General features: G+C 42.5%; 14 protein-coding genes. 6 read left to right on the forward strand and 8 right to left on the reverse strand.

The features are described 5' to 3' along the window. Nucleotides 1-160: 160 nt before the first annotated feature. A complete protein-coding gene (locus MgSA37_RS16180; RefSeq protein ID WP_197706012.1) occupies nt 161-787 on the forward strand; it encodes a DoxX family membrane protein in 627 nt (208 codons plus the stop codon). Nucleotides 788-1,125: 338 nt separating this feature from the next. Here MgSA37_RS16180 and MgSA37_RS16185 read toward each other — a convergent pair whose 3' ends face one another. The 6 genes from MgSA37_RS16185 to MgSA37_RS16215 form a co-directional block, all read right to left on the reverse strand. After that, the gene (locus MgSA37_RS16185) at nt 1,126-3,441 is read right to left on the reverse strand and encodes a glycoside hydrolase family 127 protein (RefSeq protein WP_232010660.1); all 2,316 of its coding nucleotides are present in this window, start codon (nt 3,439-3,441) and stop codon (nt 1,126-1,128) included. 835 nt (nt 3,442-4,276) lie between these two features. Then, nucleotides 4,277-4,804 carry a hypothetical protein gene (locus MgSA37_RS16195; RefSeq protein ID WP_157750598.1) on the reverse strand — a complete coding sequence of 176 codons (528 nt, stop codon included), beginning with the start codon at nt 4,802-4,804 and terminating at the stop codon, nt 4,277-4,279. Nucleotides 4,805-4,814: 10 nt separating this feature from the next. Continuing rightward, complete coding sequence (locus MgSA37_RS16200; RefSeq protein ID WP_096353359.1) at nt 4,815-7,355, reverse strand: RHS repeat domain-containing protein; 2,541 nt, start codon at nt 7,353-7,355, stop codon at nt 4,815-4,817. Further along, entirely contained in the window at nt 7,322-8,536 is a 1,215-nt protein-coding gene (locus tag MgSA37_RS16205; RefSeq protein ID WP_096353360.1) for a DUF6443 domain-containing protein, read from the reverse strand. The genes MgSA37_RS16200 and MgSA37_RS16205 overlap by 34 nt, the downstream gene beginning before the upstream one ends. A gap of 25 nt (nt 8,537-8,561) precedes the next feature. Beyond that, complete coding sequence (locus MgSA37_RS16210) at nt 8,562-11,975, reverse strand: RHS repeat domain-containing protein (protein WP_096353362.1); 3,414 nt, start codon at nt 11,973-11,975, stop codon at nt 8,562-8,564. A gap of 282 nt (nt 11,976-12,257) precedes the next feature. Then, the gene (locus MgSA37_RS16215) at nt 12,258-13,316 is read right to left on the reverse strand and encodes a hypothetical protein (RefSeq protein ID WP_096353364.1); all 1,059 of its coding nucleotides are present in this window, start codon (nt 13,314-13,316) and stop codon (nt 12,258-12,260) included. Nucleotides 13,317-14,235: 919 nt separating this feature from the next. Here MgSA37_RS16215 and MgSA37_RS16220 point away from each other — a divergent pair. The 3 genes from MgSA37_RS16220 (at nt 14,236) to MgSA37_RS16230 (ending at nt 17,518) form a co-directional block, all read left to right on the forward strand. Next, nucleotides 14,236-16,503, forward strand: a complete 2,268-nt coding sequence (locus MgSA37_RS16220) for an ATP-dependent helicase (protein ID WP_096357539.1) — start codon at nt 14,236-14,238, stop codon at nt 16,501-16,503. A 170-nt stretch (nt 16,504-16,673) separates the two neighbouring features. Continuing rightward, nucleotides 16,674-17,042, forward strand: a complete 369-nt coding sequence (locus MgSA37_RS16225) for a helix-turn-helix domain-containing protein (RefSeq protein ID WP_096353365.1) — start codon at nt 16,674-16,676, stop codon at nt 17,040-17,042. A gap of 188 nt (nt 17,043-17,230) precedes the next feature. Further along, entirely contained in the window at nt 17,231-17,518 is a 288-nt protein-coding gene (locus MgSA37_RS16230) for a hypothetical protein (RefSeq protein ID WP_096353367.1), read from the forward strand. A gap of 77 nt (nt 17,519-17,595) precedes the next feature. On the opposite strand, the gene MgSA37_RS16235 is transcribed toward MgSA37_RS16230, so the two are convergent. Continuing rightward, nucleotides 17,596-19,032, reverse strand: a complete 1,437-nt coding sequence (locus MgSA37_RS16235) for a tetratricopeptide repeat protein (RefSeq protein ID WP_096353369.1) — start codon at nt 19,030-19,032, stop codon at nt 17,596-17,598. A 540-nt stretch (nt 19,033-19,572) separates the two neighbouring features. On the opposite strand from MgSA37_RS16235, the gene MgSA37_RS16240 reads away from it, so the two are divergent. Both MgSA37_RS16240 and MgSA37_RS16245 read left to right on the forward strand, forming a co-directional pair. Next, nucleotides 19,573-20,127 (forward strand): hypothetical protein, encoded by a 555-nt coding sequence (locus MgSA37_RS16240; RefSeq protein WP_096353370.1) that lies wholly within the window; start codon nt 19,573-19,575, stop codon nt 20,125-20,127. 255 nt (nt 20,128-20,382) lie between these two features. Then, the gene (locus MgSA37_RS16245; RefSeq protein WP_096353372.1) at nt 20,383-21,753 is read left to right on the forward strand and encodes a dipeptidase; all 1,371 of its coding nucleotides are present in this window, start codon (nt 20,383-20,385) and stop codon (nt 21,751-21,753) included. An 81-nt stretch (nt 21,754-21,834) separates the two neighbouring features. Here the strand turns inward: MgSA37_RS16245 and MgSA37_RS16250 are convergent, their stop codons facing one another. Continuing rightward, nucleotides 21,835-22,944, reverse strand: a complete 1,110-nt coding sequence (locus tag MgSA37_RS16250; protein ID WP_096353373.1) for a mandelate racemase/muconate lactonizing enzyme family protein — start codon at nt 22,942-22,944, stop codon at nt 21,835-21,837. Between the last annotated feature and the right edge of the window lie 3 nt (nt 22,945-22,947).

The following is a 22,947-nucleotide window of genomic DNA, read 5'->3' on the forward strand; positions in this document are numbered from 1 at the left end:
ACAAAGAACAAGTGCACAGGCAACCAAACATAAAATTACAGCACATTATATTCCCCGAACGGCCCACCCAAAGTAGCAAGAAAATTCATTAAATTGATGTCCTTATACTAAATATTATCACCAACACGCCAGTTTTTTTATACATTTAGCGCAGCACTAAATGCTTCAGCGCTCAATTAATAGTTTTGAATGGTTTAATGCCTGCTTAAAAGATGATATTGATAATACTTCAAAGGGGTTTATGCGGGGTTTAGCAAGGTTTACAAAAGCAAATATTACTGCCTGGAAAGCTAAAAACGGCATAAATATGCTCCGGCTTTCCCTGGGTATTGTTTTTTTATGGTTTGGTTTTTTAAAGTTTTTCACGGGCATTAGTCCGGCTGAAGATATAGCCGGCAGAACTATTTCAACGCTTACCTTTGGGTTAATAAAACCAGCGATATCAATGCCGTTGCTGGCTGTGTGGGAATGCACTATAGGTTTAGGTTTAATTACAAAAGCCTGGATGCGCCTGACCCTTATTTTGTTATACTTCCAGATGGCAGGCACCTTTTTGCCGATCCTGTTTTTCCCGCACGAAACCTTTAGCGGCTTCTTTACACCGACCTTACTGGGGCAGTATATCATCAAAAATTTTGTGCTTATTTCCGGCGGTATTGTGTTGGGCGCCGCTGTGCAGGAAAGCCCTCCGGCTGTAAAGGTTAACAAAAACGAAGCTATAAAACTGATGTCGACCCGCGCCATTGCAGAGACGTTTGAAGAAGATTTTGCGGCACATAAAAATTAAGAGTTTCACACGGCAAGGCACTGTGTTCGATATTAAAATACTTAACTTAACATGGGTTCGATATAAGAAATTAGCATACAATTTCAAAATGCCCCGCCAAATGGCGGGCTACCGCTTTGTAGAAACCAAATACCAGGGATAATTGCCACATCAGTGGCTACCCTTCGCGAATTGGGTAACCGCTGACGCGGCAAAAATAATGTTTGAACATAGTGCTACAAAGCGGTAGCCCGCCAGTGGGCGGAGCACACTGCAATGATACCGAATGCTGATATCAAACCGACATCAACTCAGTGAGGTTGACGGTAACCAGTAAAGAGGGTTGACGCTTTTTCTTCCTAGTTTTTCACCACCCTGCTTCCATATACCGGCCCTACGCTGTTACCGGGTTTGGGTAATAATTTGATCGTCACTTTTTGTTTGCCTTTTGTACTTTCAATCGGGATATTGTAGGAGATATCATAAAACTTACTTTCCTTGTACTGGTTCAAATCTTCGGTAGTTAGTTTAACCCCGTCTACCAGTATATCAAAAATCCGCCCGCGGTTATCCATACCCCAGTAGGTATTGATCAATGTATTTTGTTTATCGGGGTCAACTTTCATTTGGTAGGTGATATAGCCACCCTCGTCAGTCGCGCGCCATTTCTTCTGATGGTCTTCACCAGTCGTGGTATTCTCTCCTCCAAAATTATGGTCGCGCTCGGGCTGCATTTCGCCCACTCTTAGTATGTCGGTTGTGCGGGCTTCAAGTTCCTGCTGCTGCTTTTTTTGTTCGTCGTAAGCCTTTTGCTGCACAGCCCATGCCGAAGGCGTAAAAACATCCCAGTAAACGGTGTAGTACTCGTTTTTTGTGCGGTTAAAGGGGATCAGTTTTACATCGCCGGGATAGGCAATATTCACCGTTTTGAAACTCAACTGGTCTTTATCAACCATTTGTAGCCATTTATTGGGATCCTTTTCGCTGGTAACAAATACAGGAGTGCCCTTTACAGGATCAGGCTCTGTATCACCCAATACACCGGCAAGCAATACAGGACCATAAAACACTGCCTGTCGGTTTTCGTTATCCGGGATCGCTTCTGTATAGAGGGTCTCCCCTAATGTCAGCTCAACCTTATCATTGTTATGCCATTTACGGTTAATCACCAGGTAGCCTTCGGCATCAGGAGATACGGGCCTTGCAATTCCATTGATTTTGATGGTTGCAGCCGATGCCCATTTGGGTTTGCGGATGCGAATGGCGAATGCAGCCGGTTTATCGGCCTTTATGGCAAGGCTAACCTTGTTACCATCAGGCAAGGCGGTTTGCTGGGTAATACTGATGCCCCTTTCCTTCCAGTTTAATACCGAAGGGATAAAAAGGTTAACATAAAGACTCCCATCGCTTCCGCGGAAGTAGATGCTCTCGTTATATTTTACGTGGTTTTCCATGCCCGAACCTACGCAGCAGGTAAAGGTGGTAAAAGGCGTGCTATATTCTTTTTTGCCGCCCATGCGCAGGGGCACAAAGTAACACATCATCCCGTCCTCGTGATTTTGCGAAGCCAGGATATGGTTATATAAAGCCTTTTCGTAATAATCCATTAAAACTGACGACGGCTGCGCGGCAAATAAATGCCGTGTAAGCTTCAGCATATTATAGGTATTACAGGTTTCGGTAGTGTTTTCGGTGAGTTTATCGTTCAGCTTACGCGCCTCGCCAAGGTATTCGTAATTGCTGTTGCCGCCGGTTGCGTAGGAATGGTCGCGTGTTACGGCTTCCCAAAAGAAGTTAGCGATAGCCTGGTCCTTTTTATTACCTGTAAGTTCGTACCGGCGGGCGCTTGCAATAATTTTTGGGATCTGCGTATTGGAATGTTTGCCTGCCAAGATATCCTGCTGGTGCGAAAGCGGGTCTAAAATGCGTTTATCATAAAATTTAAACGACAGACCGAGAAATTTTTTATCCCCGGTGATGGCATATAAATTAGCAAGGGTTTCGGCCATTCCCCCATATTCGCAAAAAAGCATTTTTTGCAGTTGCTCATCATCCAGGTTTTTAAGGGTCTCTTCTGTCCAGTTGGCCATCCCGACACATATACTTAAGGCCTTTGTATTGTGGGCATATAAATAGGCATCCAGCAAACCTGCCATTACCTTATGCACGGTGTACCAGGGCGACCATCCCCCGTTAAGGTCGAAACCCCTCGAGCGGATGTCGCCTTTGGCTACTTCGGCCCAAATGGTATCTTCTTTGGGTATGGCGCCAATGTATCCTGTTTTACGCGCCCGCTGGCATTCATCCAACTGATCGACAATATAGTTTACCCTTTTTAAAAATTCAGGGTTGGCGGTTGAGGCATAATTCATGGAGATAGCCGAAAGATAATGCCCCAGGGTATGGCCTGCCAGCCCGGAAGATTCCCAGCCTTCGTACAATGCTCCTTTTGGTTTTAAGCCCGAATGGGAACGAAAACCCGAAAGCAAGCGGTCGGGATCAATAGAAAGCAGGTATTTTTCATCAGCCTGCATGGCTTGTTTAAAAGGGCCATCCAAAAGATGTACCTGTGTTAAATCGAAGGCGAGGGCTTTAACAGGAATTACCGGTTTTACTTTAATCCGTGGGTCGTTCCACTCCGGAACATAAGACTGCGCAGAAACCCGGAAGACCATGAATAAATTTAAAATCACCACGAATATCACCCGGCATCTTTTGTATACTAACATAACCTGTAATTGAATTAATAATCTGCCATAAAGTTAGACGACGCGGCACAATCTTTCTTATCATATTTTGCAGATAGTACCCATAATTTAACTTCTTTTTTTACAATGAGCACAATCATCAGGCTTTCTGAAATTAAGAATCGTTTAAGGCAGCTTTAGTTACCCCGGCCAGACGGCATGCATAACGAAACTTGGGCGTATCCCCCTTTTGGTAGAAAAAGGGGGCCGCGCTTTCCGTTACAAGTCCTCGCCCGGTTTATTTAAGGCCTTTTTTTATTGTTTTACCGGGCTGTGGGCTTTTCACTGCAATCGCTTACGCAAAGCGCCGGGAAACCTTAACACTTCGTACAGGCACAACTACCATCTGCCTGTCAGCGGGGTACAAGAAGTCCGGCGCTTTTGGCCTGCCCGGATTGGCGCCAGGATGGGCATTTAATAAATGTCACCCATACAATTTTGTAGTGTAGTGCTACAAGTGCTACACCTGCCACAAAGCGCTAAAAATTTGATTATCAGCTATTTAACTACTTGCAAATTTTGTCAGTGACAGGATCGTGTCAGCACTTTTTGGCGGTATTTTGCTTAAATAAACAATCTTGTGGTAAACTTTTATATAAACAGGGCCCGGCGCGCGGCCGGCTTCGTCTGTTATCTTGCTTTTCTTTACTGTAGTCAGAGGCTGGCATAGCTAATCCGAAGACAAAGTCTTCGTGACAGCGTTCTGGGCAAACTAAGCACAGCGGGGCGGGGTAAGCATTCAGAACAATGTCCACCACGAAATTTATATTTTTGTTATGGTATTTAAATTTATTATTTCTTTCTTTTTATTAAAATACCCCTCTATCGTTATTGAATCTGCAAACCTTATAGAGTCAACACTAATTAAACCAAATTTCGGTAAAACAGAATGATCGTCAGTTAAACGGAATCTTTTAACTAATTGATATTTTCCGCCTTCTTCTCCAATTGCTATATTTTCAATAAATAGCGATATATATTCCTCTTCTGGTATTTCAAGAATTCTATAAAACACATCTTCACCTTTTGTGTTCGTATATATTTTCCCGGAATAAATCTTATCAATTTTCAAATAGATATCATTTTCAAATTCTAAATTACTATCAGCCAATGCTTCTCCTGAATTGCTTCTATCTTTCGAATTTGAATTACTTATCTTGCTAAATGGTGACATCGATACTGTATCCTTCTTTAATTCGTCAGTTGTTTTTTTGCTAGTGCTTGAATTGCAGCAATTAAAAAGCATGCAAATTAATAAAGTATTAGTTACCAAAAGTGGTTTAAAATTCATTTTTATCTTTTTATAATTTAACATTAGTTTTAATTATTATCCTTGTCATTAGCTTTCTTTTTAACTCGTCCAGTATTTTTTGATTCTCTTGATTTTGTTGTTTTACCCTAATCATAAATCTATACCAATCGTCCATTATTTGCCCAAAAAGGGCCTCTGTCATGGAGGTGTTTCCACTTAACGCTTCTTTTAAAATTTGTTGTTCAGCTATAACGTTTTTGTTCAATTCCTCATCAGTAGGTTTATGATCTTTGTCTATATCGTCGTCGTCGTCTAAATATTCTGAGGCATACTTACTTCTTTTGCCTGATTTATGATTAATGTCCAAATCTATATGAAAATGACCATCATCATAATCAGCACCGTCAGGGTTAAATCTAAATCCGGTTTCCGCAGCAGCAGCTTTCAATACATCATCGTCAATCCCTTTTATGGTAGATAAATCGACTGCTATAGCGCCCTCTTCCTGCAGGTGCCTTGAATGCCTGGCAGCCTTTCTTATAATATTATTGTTAGTAGCTGAGTAAATGTCACCGTTTTTCTTGTACCTATCGCCTCCAGTGATTATAAACTTATAAGAGTGAATATTTCTCCCTGAAATCCTTGCAACCGCTAAATCAAACTGATGCATTTTTCGTATTAACATAGTATTACTCAATACCATATGTTGAGGGTTAATAATATCGTTTCCATCAGGATCAATAAGTTTTATAGGATTATCTGCCACATAATTGTACGGCGACAAAGCGAAATAACGCTCTGCAGACGGATCTATCGTAGTCCACGTAGCGATTACGGGATCATAGAACCGTGCACCATAATCGTATTGCTGTAATTCCTCCTGTAATTCTTTTTTATTATAAAGGTATTCATTTTTGGGATTGGTTACCGTGCCCCTCGAAATTTCGTATCCAAACGGATAGTAATCATCCTGCTGGGACATTACCGCTACGCCTGTTTTGGTATCAAAGGTAAGCCTAGTATTACCCAACTGGTCACCTAAATAATAGGTGTAATTGTATCCGCCCGCACCATCAGGTACTGCTTTTCCTTCTTCGGTTTGTATAAAACTGATAGCGGGTACTGTGGCTCCTACACCCTGGTCGTACTGAATCCCGTTGATATAGTCTGTACTACCTGTATTAGGGCTCACCCTTCGCAACTTTTCCCCGTCTGCATCGTAGGTATAGGTAATTGTTTTACCACCTGTAATATTCCAGGGCAGGTTCAGCAGGTTATACTGGATATTTATATTTGCTACAGCACTACCGTTTGGTGGGGTTGGCAATACCTTCATATTACCGTTGGGGTCATACTGATAACCGCTGTAAGTCCCCGGCCTGTACCCGTATAAACTATTGTCAACAGCTGCATCATTTATGCTTTGTACCTGGTTTGTACCGTTGTAAGTATAAGTTAATTGATCAAGGGCCGTTGTACTGCTGCCCATGTAACGGTTAAGTTTGGTGATATTGCCGTTTAGGTCATAATTTATACCCGTTTCGGTGAAATTATCTGTGGAAATGCCCCCGGTAAGCCGGTTCAGGTTATCATAACTGTAGGTGTAACTTTTAGCAGCGGTGGTAACAGGATTTGTCATGGCCCACCACGTTTGGCTGGCAATATTGCCATTATATTGCGGCGTTGGCGATATATTGGGTACAGCAGTTACATTATTATACTGCAATTGTTCTGCAAATAATTGAGTGGAAGAAGGCGCTACAGTTGGGTCGTTTATTTTTAAAAGCCACCCCCGCTCATTATAGGTATAGCTGGTGTTTTGCAAAAAACTGCTGCCATTGCTTGTGCTGTGCAGTTGTTTTACCATCAGCTGGCCTATCTCGTTATAATTGTTTTGAGACAGCAATATATTAGCGCCGCCGTTTATACTTTCAAGCGTCTGTTTTTTATGGCCTATGTGGTCATATACATAGGTATTGGTTATAGTAGCATTAAGCACAGCGGCGGTATTAGTTGTAATTTTACCATAATGCAGCCTGGTGACACTGACTAACTCGTTTACAAAATCAGTAAAATCATAGGTGTTGGTAACCACATCATAGTTATACGGGCTTGATACTCCCCCCAGGTAATGCTGCGCGTAGCTTTGTGTTAACCGGCCAAAATCATCGTAATAATGTGCCGTCCACAACATATCAGAGGAATTCAGCACTCCGGTTACTGTGGCGGTAAGCAACCCGGTTGTGTTGGTACTGGCGCCCGACGGCGTGGTTACAGTTGAGGGTTTAGCCGGAAAAGTATAATCGTCATAATAGTTTATTTTCAGCACCGTACTTAACTGCGGGTAGCTGCTGATGACATATCCGGTGGGGTTTGTGGCTGTAGTATTTGTATAGTCTCTTGTATCCCATTGTACGGCTGCATAAATACTTGACTGCAAGGTGGCAAGATTTATCGCCGAGCCTGCGTTCCACAGGCCGGTTACAATAACTCTTCCCTGTGCATCATATTTCGTTACCGTCCACTGGTTGCCGGCCCGCTGATTGGCGTCCTGGCTCAATACCAGTTGGTCGAGTCGGTTATATACCATATATTCCCATCCCTTGCCAGGTATCTTTTTTGGGTAAGCCGGTCCCGTTCGTCGTAACTGTACTGGTAGCACAGGTTGTTTAACGTGGTTTGGTTTGCCGCGCTGGTAATGCCTGCCGTGGCATCGGCACCCGCGGCAGGCGGCAGTACAAATGCAAGGTTGCCCAAATCGTCATACACATAATAGGTGCTCAGGGTTTCAAGCGTACTGGTGGCGGTATTGTAATTATAAGTTCGCTTTAATACAATGTGTCCCTGTTTATCCTTGTATTCTTCAGCAGTATTTAATCTTGAATCGCTTTGGGCAGCATTCCAGTTCTCATCCTGGCTTATTGTTACAAGCAGCGTGTTTGTACCATAACGGTTTTGAAAGATAAGGGTTCGGTTACCGGCTGCGTCTATATTTACGCTATACTGGTTGGCCCAATATTGTGTACCGTCGTTATTGGCATAAATTGTTTTTACAGTGTGACCAGCAACAATCCCGCTTGGGTTAACTGTACCGGTTAGCTGCCATGCATCGCCGGGCGAACCTTGTTCAACCACACGGTTAAGCGGCGAAGGTTCGAACGCAGTTACTGCCTGCGGGGTAGTTATCGGGCTAACCCCTGTTGGCGGCGAGGTGTAAAAATGCGCCTGCCCTGCATTTGCCGTTAACGCATCACTTTTGTAGCTGCCATCGCTTGTTGCCGTGCCGGTTAAGGCATAAGGCAGATATTTGGTTGCTTCTCTTCCATAAGCGTCATAAGCTATGGGCTGTACCATATCATTGCCCTGGGGCGAGCCTTTTACTTGCACAGTTTGCACCGGCCGACCCAGCCCGTCAATATACTGTAGGGTTTGCATCACATTACAACTGGTGTAGCCTGCGGTGCCGGGCACATAAGCGGGCATCCTTGGTACAGAAGTCATGATATAATTCATGCCCGCTGTTGGAGCGGTGGTTAAAGGAATGCAATCATTCAAAATATAAAACTGATAGGTCCCGGTTGCCCCGCTGGCGCTAAAGCCAGGACTCAGCGTAATGCTGCTGGTGCCGTAATATGAACCTGCTGCAGGTGTACTTGTCATTGGGGCCGTCACCAGGGTTTGCGCCTTTAAGCTGAATACCGGCAATGCCAGCGCTAATGCCAGCAGTTTAAGCTTTAGCCTGCTTTTTATGTTAAATTTTTCAATTATCATGAGGATAAACTTTATAGGTTAATACTTACTGGCCCTGGTAATGGTAATCCATATGCTTAATGATATTACCGTTTTTGTCTTTGATATTGATCAAACGCTGAAAGCTATCATACTCATAGTAGGTGATCTCATTTTTTGCATCTGTCGAACTGGTGACGCCTACCAAGGGATCATAAGTATAAGTGGTCATCTGGGCATTTGACGGATAAAACCGAACGTCATCTATCTGCCCGGCAATTGGTCCTATGGTATAGGTGCTGCCAGGCACGGCTACTATATTGCTCACAAACGTCCATGTACCATTCGTTGGTTTTAACCAATAACTCAGTACATAATTGCCTGTATAAACTAAGCCCGATATGTTTTTTGAATAAGCTGTGCCCCCGCTATAGCTGTAATGACCTGTTTTGCTGATATTTAAAGCACTGGTGCCATCCCCTTCTTCAAAACTATCATAAAAGATGTCGCTGGCCAGGGCGTTAGTTACTTTGGCTACCGGGTATTGACCCTTATATCCCCATTGGTAAGCGGTTGTAGGCCCGCCGGCTTTTGCGTCTTCCAACAAATTCCCAATATTGTCATAATTAGTGAACTGCACCCGGTTTTCAAGCCCGGTACTTAATTGTGTTTGAAACTGGATATTTTCAGGTGAAACAATGATTCCGTTGGCATCCCATATCCTGTAATTGGTTCGCAACCGGCTATTAAATGTACCGCCCGTATACTGCTCGCTTTCCAAAACCGTACTGACCATATTCTTTCTGACCATCGAGTCAACGGCCAAACTTGCAGTAGTGCTGAGGTTACTGATCAAACTTTTATCCTGGGCATATTTATTGATTGTTTTCACAATACCCCCCCTGCTGTTCGTTAACTCCGTGCGGGTAACCTGACCATGTAAGGGGTTCTCATAATAATAATTGGTAATTGTTGTTAGCGGGTTCAACCCATTTTGATCATATTGCGTCTCTGATGTTTGCGTCTTGTAAATCCAGGGACAGATGATCTGGCTGTCGAAAACATAAAGCAATTCATAAGAATATGTATTACAATATGAACAAAGTTCGGGACTTATACAATAACATTGAGTACAACCAACATGGCACATATCAATAAATAATCCTGCTTTGGAGTTCATTGCAAAATAGTTGGTGGACGTAGGGGTTAATGCTGCTGTTAAATTATATTGAATATCTATTTCTTTAATAAGTTGATTTGACGAATTATAAAATTGCTCTTTGGTTAGAAAGCCCCGATAAGCATCATAATCGTTTAAATATTTATTTATATAACTACTGTTATTAGAAGCGGTGACCTCGTTTTGATTGATGATCAAACTGTCAGTTCCATAGGTGTTAGCGTAGTCAGCAGCTGTAGTGAAATAAGACACTTTCTTACCCTGATCTAAGTTTCCATCTTTCTCAGTTACCGCTCCGTAACCAATGAAACACCCCTGCGTAGTTCCGAGGTAGTTACTTGTACCTGCGCTTCTAACCGTCCATTGGTAACCCCATGTATTTGAAATCTTTGAACTCACAAGGTTGATGGCAGATACCAAAGCGCCGGAAGACAAGGTTGCATCCGTGGCTGATTTATAGCTGTATTGCTTTAATAGCGTGTGCGTTGTTACCGGGTCGGTACTAAGAACTTGTTTGATCCGGATGCCCCCCGCTGACTTTGTATGGATGTAGCCATCCGCTGAATAATATTGTACAGTTCCTGTAGCTGTTTGAGTGGCACCATCGACAGAAGCTATGATCTCATAGTTACCTACCGATAGCTGTTGTGTACTACTTAGCGTGGAATTGATCATATTTCTGGTCAAAATATTTGTTCTGCTTCCATCGGAGTTGACCAGATTGATATAAACGCTCGGGCCATTGTCGACCGGTGGGGCTCCGCTATAACTCCCTTGTGTGGTTATCAATATGGTTTGCGCCGAATTAATAGTAAATGTTTGGGTAACAGAGGGGATATTTACGGTAGAGGTCTTAGTGGCTGTAGCCTGCGCCTGTTTTTGGGTTTGCAACTGTTCATTTACCGGCGTGCCATTTACAGAGCTGTAATCGTTACCTTCATAAGTAAATTGAGTTGTTCCCCCGGTGGGATAGGTAATTTGACTTAAGCACCCTACCTGTGCGTAACTGATATCAGGATCCCGGTTTCCATAAACTGTTGCCTGGTTTGCAACATATGATCCATATATCCTTGGGTCCATATACGGCAACAAACTGGTATTGGTTTTACCGTTAAAATACCCCCAATAGTCCTGGGATAAAGACGTCACTGACGGTACAGAGGCCGGGCTGTTGTAACCAAATGTATAGGTTTTACTGAGTGTACTATCGGCAGAAAACTCAATTGCCTGATCCAGTTTCAACCGGCAATCCTCCGGTGAAGAGGTATTGCTATTACCAAAGTAGCTTTGATTAAATACTATTTTCTTTTTTACTACGCCATTATAATCTTTAACAACAAATTCGTTTATCCGTTTTGCAGCAGGCATATCCTTTCTGTCGGCAACCGTATAAAACTGAATAGCTTCATTAGGTGTCGTTATTGCTGTCAATATTCTCGAATCAACTGTAATATAGTTATTGCTTACCTTCAATCCGGGGTTGAATTTACTGGCATCCGTACTTGAGCTGTTGTTTAAATGGTCGCTTTCATTATATTGATAATAGTATGTTTGGTCGCTGGCATAGGTAAAGGTAATATTGCCGGCAGGCGTAACGATCTTTGACAGATACCAGGCGGAAGTATAGCTTAATATAGTAGGCGGGGCATTATCATCTGTAGTGGTTTCCTTAACATCGAAAATATATTTGATCCCTTTATCATCGGTGATCTGAAAACTGTTGAGAGAGTCTATCTCCTTAACTTTAATGGATGGTTGATCAGGTATTATGTGTGCAATATGTCCCGTTGTGGCATCTATAACAAACTTTCCGGAGTATTCGCCAAAATTAAAATAGAAAATATCAGGCTGAGCATCATAAGTTCCGTTACAAAAGGACTCTGAAATATTTAAAGCACTACTGATATACTGATTGGTCCAGGTTGAATGTCCCCAATAGCCCATGCCGTTTTCATCGGGCAACCCTTTTACGGTCCGTGTAACTACTCCACCGGCATTTAACGCCCAGGAAAGACCTATATTCCCTGATTTCTCCTCAACTTTCAAGCCCTGGCTATGATAGGAAATGCCAATAGGCAAAGAAAAATTGCCCAATTTAACGTCATATAACGGTATGCTTACATTAGGAATGCCGGAATATAACCCAACCGGAATATCACCATATTTACCTAACGTGGCTGCATTGGGTGATGGCGGGGTTACTTTTGGCAGATCCATTCGGGGGTCATAAGTTGTGCTTTGCCCGGACACATCGATTACAAAGGTCAATAGCGATATAATCAGCAAGTATACTTTTTTCATATAAAAAATAAGTGGGTTTAATTTTTGTTGCTTTTCAAACTGCTTTTTGTTGAGAAGTATCTAATTTGAGCTTTTTTATTTTGGCAAAGACAATAGGGCCAAAATTTCAATAGCTGAAAATAATGATGAAGGAAGCTGAATAAGATTAACTGAAATTGTCAAATACTTCTTTTTTGCGACCAGATTAAAGTTTTAGTTTTTGAGCCTAGATACGAACGGTTAAATATTAAAATTTAGATGTAACAAGAATAGATATTCATTTTTTAAAATGTATCGTAATAATTATTTTTGTTCCAGTTCAGTTAGTTTCTTTTCGATGTCGTCCAGCCGCTTCTGTTGAGCTAAATTCTTAGCTTTCTCGTCTTTTAATTCTTTATTTTGTTCAATCAAATAAAGTGTAAGCTCTTCCACTTTCTTCATCAGCAGCTTATTCATCTCGCCAAGATTAAGCCCGTCTTTAGCAATTTCCTGCTCCGATGGCACTTCAGGCAAATGATGATTTTGGTCGATATAGGTTTTTACATCGCTTAATAAGGGCAGGCTATAATCCTTTTTGAAAACATAATCGGGCCAATTACCCAAAGCTTTAACTGTAACAGCAGTCGCTATCATGTTTCCACTTACAGCAAATTGATAGCCTGCAGGCATAGTGAGGGTATTTATTGCCACCATCCCGGCAAAATAGTTTAGTGAGTTGGATGCCCCTCCGGAGTATAATACATAGTTGTTTGTACCCTGTGTGTTGGCTCCATCGATATACAGGGTTGCCGTATTACTAACTGTTGAGCCGGTTCCAAGAGTGATGGCTCCGATCGGGTTTATGACCGCATTTGCAGCAAAAGGAATATTTACCGAGGCGGCCAGAGTAAATGGCGATGCCGTTACGTTAAGGTTGGAATAATTATGTGCAGTTGCCAGTGGTGTAGAATATATACCACCGATTCCTGCGCGAAAATACGTGTTTGCAGACCCTGCGAATTGATATGAAGCCGCGGTTGCATTAATCGCGCCATTGGTTGATGGCAGATATAAGTTTTGATTAGGGTTACCTAATATCACCCCTCCGCTTATTGTGGTCGAAATTGCCGTTCCGGTGGGTGCAATACTCAACCCTCCGGCAGATGACACTGTAAATTTAATATAGTTGTTTACATCATAGGCCAAACGTAGTTGCTCCGTTGTGCCGAGAATATGTAAGAAAGCTAAAGGGGCTGTTAAACCAATGCCCACATTTCCGGTGTTGCTATTATAAATATCAGTGCCGTTGGCAGCGGTACTCCACTGTGCAAATGAGGAACCGATGATGGCGGTAAAAAGTAAAGTCAGGTAAAATCTTTTCATTTTAAAGTGTGTTTATTAAAAGGTTATTGGTGTTTTATATTGTAATATTTTTGTTATTCTGGCTTGATACAGCACACAAATTGGCCTGAAGAATCATTGATACTTCGCTGAATCAGGTTTATTTCGCGGATTAGCGAACGTTGATGGACAAGGTCTGTTTATGGGTAGAAAAATTTAAACCAGACCTGCTTGTTGACAAGACTAATCCTTTTAATTGTTCAAAAGACGAAATTAAAGAAGTTAAAATAGTTATAAACATGAAAATAGGACGTGATAGGGTTAATTGAAAGGTCAGATACTCTTTAATGTGAGGTTAAAGGTTTGAATTTAGAACCTTATAAAGAACGCTTAATACTAAAATTTAGATGTAGCAATAGTAAACATTTGTTTCAATAAAAAGAACTGTCTCTGCGACAAGTTTATTAACAATTTATCAACAAATATTAATAGACGGTGTTTTTTTACATCTTACGACAAAAGCTTTTTTAACGGCGTATACTGCGTTAGCAGCCGAAACGGATACCGGCCGCTTCGTGGGCCCCGGCGCAGGCCGCGCCTAATGCCAGCGGCGTATGAGTGCAGCACGCGACCCCGCTTCTATCAGCGTGGGAACGCCCACTTTAACAATTCAATGATACTTTTATACTCATTTTTCTTTAAAAGTCCAAGTAATTTACAGAAAAAATTAGTGTACCAGGCTCATTCATCCGTCCCGGGTGGTTCAGGTGGTTTTCTTTTAGTACATAGCCCATGGACCATGGCAAAAATACAAATACTCATCTGCCATGGAATATCGACCATGAACCTTTCCATCTTCCGGTCCTCCAAACTTCCGGACTTTCCCGACTTTCCCGACTTTTCCTCTTCCTACTTTCGCCGCAAAAGCCTAATTTCGCCGTATAGAAAAGAGGAAAAAGATTTGGATTATTTACAGGGTTTAAACCCCGAACAGCAAAGGGCGGTACAGCAATTAAAAGGGCCGGTGATGATCATCGCAGGCGCAGGATCGGGCAAAACAAGGGTGATCACTTACCGGGTGGCGCACCTGATCCGCAGCGGGGTGGATAGTTTTAACATCCTGGTGCTTACCTTTACCAACAAGGCGGCCAAAGAAATGCGCGAACGGATCAACCAATTGGTGGGCCCCGAAGCAAAAAATATCTGGATGGGCACCTTCCACTCTGTTTTCGCCAAAATATTACGGGTAGAGGCCGATAAAATTGGTTACCCCAGCAACTTTACCATATACGATACCGACGACAGCAAAAGCGTACTGAGGGCCATCCTGAAGGAAATGAACCTGGACGATAAGCTGTATAACCCCAACTTTGTACATAACCGCATTTCGGCGGCAAAAAATAACCTCATTGGCTGGCAGGAGTATCAAAAGAACGAGCAGATCCAGGCGGATGATTTCAGCAGCGGCAGGGGTTTAATAGGCGTCATTTACCAAAACTACGCGCAGCGCTGTTACCGTGCCGGCGCCATGGATTTTGACGACCTGCTGTTTAAAACCAACGAACTGCTAAAACTGCATCCCGAAGTACTGAATAAATACCAGCATAAGTTTAAATACCTGATGGTGGATGAGTACCAGGATACCAACTTTTCGCAATACCTGATCGTTAAAAAGCTGGCGGCGGTGAATGAGAACATCTGCGTGGTAGGCGATGACGCGCAAAGTATCTATGCCTTCCGCGGCGCCAATATCCAGAATATCCTGAACTTTGAAAAGGACTACCCCGACCTGAAAGTATTTAAACTGGAGCAAAACTACCGCTCAACCCAAAACATTGTAAATGTTGCCAACAGCATCATCTCCAATAATAAGGAACAACTGAAAAAGAACGTTTTTTCGGAAAAGGAAACGGGTGAAAAAATAAAAGTGATGCGGGCCTTCAGCGATAATGAGGAAGGAAAGCTGGTGGCAGAGGACATTATGTTCCAAAGGACCACCAAGGGTTTGGCCTGGCGCGATTTCGCGATACTTTACCGCACCAATGCGCAATCGCGCTCGATGGAAGAGGCGCTCCGCAAACAGGGAACGCCTTATAAAATATACGGAGGCCTGAGTTTTTACCAGCGGAAGGAAATAAAGGACCTGATCGGCTACTTCAGGCTCACCTTTAACCCTGCGGATGAAGAAGCGCTGAAACGCGTGATCAACTACCCCCGCCGGGGCATTGGAGACACTACGGTAGACCGCATTATATTAAGCGCAGGGCAAAACAACATTACCGCCTGGGAAGTATTGCTGGATCCGTCGAAATATTTGGATGGAAGGACATCGGCAGCGGTTGGCAACTTCTCTACCATGATCCAGAGTTTCCAGGTGATCACTAAAAATTTGTCGGCCTACGAGGCAGCTTTGCATATTGCCCAGCATTCGGGTTTGCTGAAAGATCTGTATGAAGATAAATCGGTGGAGGGACTTAACCGTTACGAAAATATCCAGGAATTGCTGAACGGGATCAAAGAATTTTCGGAAAGGGAAGATATTGAAGAAAAAGGGCTGGATGTGTTTATGCAGGATGTGGCTTTATTGACCAATGATGACAAGGACAAAAATGCCGATGCCGATACGGTGTCGCTGATGACCATCCACTCATCAAAAGGACTGGAATTTCCGCATGTGTATGTAGTTGGGCTGGAAGAGAATTTGTTCCCGTCGCAAATGTCGCTGAATTCGCGCAGCGACCTGGAGGAAGAACGCCGCCTGTTTTATGTGGCCAGTACCCGTGCGGAGAGTAAACTGACCATGAGTTATGCTACTTCCCGCTTTAAATTTGGAACACTGATCAGTTGCGAGCCAAGCCGTTTTCTGGATGAAATTGACGCGCAATACCTTGAGCTTGACTTTACCGCTAAGCCGGCAAGCTCAGGCAACCCGTTTTTTGATGACGACCGCGCTGCCTGGGGTAAGGGGGCAGATACTTTCTCGAAACCTAAAGCCGCCGTTGTTAAAACAACCTCGATCCTGGCAAAGGCGCATGTGCCTTCGGCGGGTTTTGCGCCATCAGATACATCGAACCTGCAGGTTGGTATGGAAGTTGAGCACGAAAGATTCGGGTTTGGCAAGGTAATAAGCCTTGAAGGCAATAAGCCGGATATCAAGGCAACCATTTTCTTCAAGGAAATAGGTCAAAAGCAGCTTTTACTGAAATTTGCAAAATTACGGATCTTGTAAAGCAGTGATTTTTTCTACCCAACTGCGTGGAAAATATTCCCCAATATTTCCCGACATTTTATTTATTAATTGTATGGCAAGTTAATTTTGCCCTATAATTAAACATGGCATAAAATTTGTCTGATTTTTTTCACCCTAAGTGATCTAATATTATTGAGGAAAACCTGATTATGACTGAAAATCTAAAAAAGAAAACCAATAAATCTGTTGGTAAAAACATCCGGACCCTACGTCACCAGCGCGGCTGGAGCCAGGAAGACGTGGCAAACCGTTTGGGAATTTCCATCCCCGCATTTTCAAAAATTGAAACCGGTGTTACAGATATCAACTTATCTCGCCTGGAACAGATCGCCAACATTTACGAAGTTAATGTAGTTAACTTATTGTCGTTAGACGCTGAAAGCGCAGAACCCCAGGTTTCAAATTTAAGCATCGCCCAAAAGAAAATAGTTGACCGCGAAGCTGAAATAGCAAACTTGCAGCGTAAAGTGATTTTACTTTACGAAGAATTGCGCAACAGAACTGCCGAAGCAGTTTAATTTTTCCTTTTCTGTTTATTATACATGACACTTTTGTACTATCCAGCTGTCACTAAAGTCTGTTTGCCTGAAATTTCCGGCTAAATAAATTATATTTTGAGGCTATTGTTATTAAAATTGCTGTTTCTGGCAAATAACAAAACTTTTGGAGTAATAATTGCAAAACAGGTTGGATAAACGCTACTGTTATGTCAAATTATTTGATCTCAATATCCGGTGATGCTGCAGTCAATGATGAAATCATACACGATCCTGTAAGCAAATTAAAAGTTAAGGCTTTTGACTTATTAGAGTCGACTTTTAAACCCAGTAAAGGAGAAGTCAGGTATTTTGTAACCTCCGGGGATGAGAAGCTGGCATTTGAAACAAAGGGGTATAAAAAACATCGCCAGGTACTTGTTCTTCAAATGATCGCCTGGTATTGTTTATACCTTGGGTTAATTGAGGCGCAGATCCACCCGGCGTTGCCTATTTAAAGGAGTTGATAGGTCATAGCTGATACTGCTTAGCTGCTTCAACAGCTCAGCAACCTTTTAAATGAATGATGAGCTGATTAAAATCCGGCTCTTCCCGGATCGTGGAGCATATCGCTCATTTCGATGATTTTGTCATCAATTTCCGATACGCTCTTGTTCATCATCCTGATACATTCGCGCTGGTCAACCAAACCCTCTTTTTCGAGGTTTAATAATCCTTTAAGGGTTGCTATGGGCCCGCGTATCTGGTGCGACAGGTAGGATGAATACTCAGAGAGTTTTTTATTTTTAACCTGCAAATCTTTTGTTCTTTCGTCAATTATTTCTTCCAGGTGATGATTGATCCTGTCGAGGTTATCTTTTTGCCTGGAGACTTCGGCATTTAGTGCCGTTAACTGTAAATTGGTTTTTGCCTTCCGTTTAACATTGCTAACCAGCAAACCCACCAAAACAAGCAATAAGCCGGCAACAACCGTTACCCCCCAGAATCGTACCCTATCGTATTTTTGCCTTTGCAGTAATATTTCGTTTTCCTTAATACGGGCCTGCTGCTTTGCCTGCTCCCTCAGCAAAGTTATTTGCGTTGAACTGTTTTGCTTAAACGAAACGCTGTCTTTATGGTATATGCTCTGCAAATAATTAAGCGCAAGCTCATAGTTTTTACGTTTTGCCTCCAGCTGGTAGCTTGTATATTTAAAGTCGGCTTCTATTTTTTCATCTTTTACCGTATTGGCGTATACCAGGCCTTCCTGTATAGCTTTTTCAGCCTCAGTATATTTTTCCTGTGCGATATACGATTCGGCAATGGTTAAATTTATACTTGCGATAGTTTCATTGAGATCTAACTGGTGCGCCTGCTGGTTGGCACTTAACAACAAACCAAGGGCCTTATCATATTGATGAAGGTTAAAGTAAATAACCCCTTTGTTCTGTAAACATAATACCAGGTTTACCGAGTCCTTTAAAGCGGCAAAAATCACATTGCTTTGGTTATCATAATTTAATGCCTGGTAAAAATTTTTCTTGCGGAAGTAAACATCGCCAATATTCAGGTATATCGAGGCCACTAGGTGGTTGTCTTTCAATTTGAGCGCGATGGGCAAGGCCTGGTTGAAAAAATTCAGGGCATCATCATAATCATTGTCGCGGTACAGGATCCCTATGTTATTATAAACTTTTGCCTGGCTGTGCAGATCATTGGCCTGCTTAAAATAGTCAATTGCCGTTAAATAATCATCAATAGCCTTTTGAGATTGATTAAGATAATAATTACCTATACCTCTTACCCTGTATGACTCGCCGATACCCCTTTTATAATCCAGGGATTTTGCCAGCGCCATTGCTTTTTCCGCGTTATTGACCGTCTGTTCAGGGTTGGTTAACCGGCCCGCAAACCCTTGTTTGTTTAACTTAATAACTTCATTAGTATCCCGCGCCAAATTCCCGCCTGATGCGTCAGCCATCACACAAAAATTAAGCATTATAAAAAAAACAAACAGGAGAATCTTCTTCATTAAGGCTTTATTACGTTCGTTTTAAAAGAAAGTTGTAAAAATTTCATGAGCACATCAATTATTGAGCAAAATTTCCTTAATTAATTTGATATTTTATTTTGTTTATTGAAATCCATTATTTACATTTGACGCTGATAAGTTATTGGACAACGAAAGTTAAATCAATCAAGCTGTTCTTTTTTACCGCACTATTTGGCTGACATGCTGTTTATCACGTCACAAATACGCGCTATCAATGCCTTGATTTTTATTTAACAATCCAAATTCCATTTTTAATAAAATTCGCGCGGTTTAATTATTGTTCTTTTTTTTAAGTTTTTCTTGAAAAAAGAAAATAACAATACCGTTACGACTATTCTGCTCTTTTTTTACAGTCGTTGTTTTTGATAAGCTGTTGCCGGTCAAAAACCAGGTGCCGGTGTTTAATTGGCTGTTGTACGGAAGTGATTTAAAAAAAGATATGGTATTTGATAAATAAATTATTGAGAAAAAGATTGTAATTAAAATTTATATACACTGCTAAATCACTAAATATTCTATATGAAAAAGTTATTATTTTCAACAGCACTGGTTTTAAGTATTGGCGCGCTCTCAACTTCGGCTATAGCTAAAACTAATGCAATAAAAAACACAATTTCTGTTTCGGACAAAAAGAACACTGGTAGCGCTGACGTAAACGACAAGAAAAATACCGGTAGCGCTGACCTGAGCGACAAAAAAAATACCGGAAGCGCTGATTTGAACGACAAAAAAAATACCGGAAGCGCTGACTTGAGCGACAAGAAAAATACCGGAAGTGCTGACTTGAGCGACAAGAAAAACACCGGTAGCGCTGACCTGAGCGACAAAAAAAATACCGGAAGCGCTGACTTGAGCGACAAAAAAAATACCGGAAGCGCTGATTTGAGCGACAAAAAGAACACCGGAAGCGCTGACTTGAGCGACAAGAAAAACACCGGAAGCGCTGACTTGAGCGACAAGAAAAACACCGGAAGCGCTGACTTGAGCGATGACAATGACCTGAGCGATAAGAAAAACACCGGTAGTGCTGACCTTAGCGACAAGAAAAACACCGGCAGTGCTGATTTAAACTGATAAGTTTTAAACTTTATAATAAAAAAAGACCTGTTTCGCCTGAAACAGGTCTTTTTTTATTGTTCAGGATCAGGTTTAATTATTTAGCCTCAATCTGGCAAACACGTTCCGTTGAACATACCGCATTGCTGAACTTCGGTTACACCTTCATTGATGAATAAGAAAGACAACTTTTATTCTTAACGGGTCTCAGGCTATTCATTATTCCATATTTTCTCCCAAAACAAACCCTATATTTGCTCCAAATTGATATGTATGGAGCTTATAAAACAATATATTGAAAACAACAAACAACGATTATTGGATGAGTTGTTTGAACTGCTTCGTTTCCCGTCGGTAAGCGCCGATCCGAAATACAAAGCTGATATACTTAAAACTGCAGATTTTGTCGCCAAAAAATTGTGTGATGCGGGAGCTGATAACGTTGAAGTTTGTGCCACTGCTGGTTACCCGATAATTTATGGTGAAAAAATCATGGATGCAGGCAAGCCAACGGTGTTGATTTATGGGCACTATGATGTTCAGCCTGCTGACCCCCTGGAACTCTGGAACAGCCCTCCTTTTGAGCCTACCATCCGTGATGGAAAAATATACGCCCGCGGCGCCTGCGACGACAAGGGACAATTTTATATGCATGTTAAAGCTTTTGAGCTAATGATGCAAACCAATACTTTGCCCTGCAATATCAAATTTATGATCGAAGGGGAAGAAGAAGTTGGATCATCAAACCTGGCAATTTTCGTTAAAGAGAACAAAGAAAAGCTAAAAGCTGATATGGTATTGATTTCAGATACATCTATGATCAGCATGGAACATCCTTCGCTGGAGACCGGCCTTCGTGGCTTATCCTACCTGGAAGTAGAAGTGACCGGGCCGAACCGCGACCTGCATTCAGGCGTATACGGCGGCGCCGTAGCCAACCCGGCAACTATACTTGCCAAAATGATCGCATCCATGCACGATGAAAATAATCACATCACTATACCCGGCTTTTATGATAAGGTAGTTGAATTAACTGCGGCAGAACGTACTGCGCTTAACAATGCGCCTTACGATGAGGCGGAATACAAAACCGACCTGGGCGTTGACGAGCTTTGGGGAGAAAAAGGCTATACTACGTTTGAACGTACCGGCACCAGGCCAACCCTCGAGGTAAACGGCATCTGGGGAGGCTATACCGGCGAGGGAGCCAAAACCGTGCTGCCATCAAAAGCGCATGCCAAAATATCAATGAGGCTGGTGCCCAACCAAACATCCGACGAAATAACCCGGCTTTTTACCGCTCACTTTGAAAAGATAGCGCCAAAAGCAGTAAAAGTAAAAGTTACCCCGCACCATGGCGGCGAGCCTGCGGTTACCCCCACTGACAGTATCGCCTACCGCGCCGCCCAAAAAGCAATTAAAACTTCATTTGGTAAGGATCCAATCCCTACACGCGGCGGGGGAAGTATCCCTATCGTGTCGTTATTTGAGGCTGAATTAGGTATAAAAACAGTATTGATGGGTTTTGGCCTGGATAGCGATGCGCTGCACTCGCCAAACGAGAAGTACGATATTTTTAATTATTACAAGGGTATTGAGACGATCCCGCTGTTTCATAAATATTTTGCGGAGTTGAGCGTCTGAACACGATTTACAGGATTTATAAGATTTACAAGATAAGGCAGAGTTATATCTTTCGAATCTCATAAATCCTGTAAATCGTGTTCAGACAGTAACCTTTTCACATTTCTCCAAAAAGCTTTCATCCGCATCAGCGCCGATACCCGGCCGATCAGCAATATTTAATTTGTACCCATCGTAGGTAACACCGCCAACACAAGGATCAACCAGGTGACCCAGCATACAGGTATCCATGTCGTAAAATTTAATGTTGGGGCTGGCATAAACAAAATGCAGTTTGGAACTTAAGGCAATGCGGCTTTCCAGCATGCCGCCCATCATACAGGCAATGCCTTTGGCAGCAGCCAGGTCGTGGATCTGTTTGGCTTCAAATATCCCGCCTGATTTAGCCATCTTTATATTGATATAATCACATGAACCGCTGTTGATCTGTTTCCGGGCATCATGATGATTATAAACGCTTTCATCCGCCATTATTTTTACGGGTGAAAGCTTCATCAATTGGGGCAGCTGGTCGTCATACCAGGTGCGCATTGGCTGTTCACAAAATTCGATATCATATTTACCCATTGCCTGTAATGCAAAAACGGCATCATCAAAACTCCAGCCCTGGTTGGCATCAATGCGTATCGCCAGCCTCTCCCCTACGGCTTCACGGATCTGTTTTACACGTTCAACGTCCCCTGCAGCATCCTTTCCTAATTTTACTTTAAGGATATTGGCGCCTGATTGTTTAAATGCTATTGCTTTTCCGGCCATCATTTCGGGCGATGCGATCCCAATGGTTATATCCGATTCCACCACCCGTTTCTCTCCGCTTAAAAACTTGTAAAGGGGCAAGCCTGCATATTTGGCCGCAATATCATATAAAGCCATATCGAAGGCGCTTTTTATCGTCGTATTACCGGCGGTAAAACTATGGAGCTGCTGCAAACGGGCTTCAATATCCAGCGCATCTTCCCCTATCCAAAGCCCGGCAAATTCCCTGGCCATTATTAAACAGGTATCCTGGGTTTCCCCGACAATCACCGGGAACGCAGAACACTCTCCTACTCCATAAAATCCGGCATCAGTATGCACCCTGATAAACACATTCTGTGCATGATCCATCGTACCCGTGGCTATAGTAAACGGCACCATCGGGATACTGAACCTGTAAATATCTATTTTGGTAATGATGACTGGATAACTCATATG

The sequence above is a fragment of the Mucilaginibacter gotjawali genome (assembly GCF_002355435.1).
In the GTDB taxonomy this organism is placed as follows: Bacteria; Bacteroidota; Bacteroidia; order Sphingobacteriales; family Sphingobacteriaceae; genus Mucilaginibacter; species Mucilaginibacter gotjawali.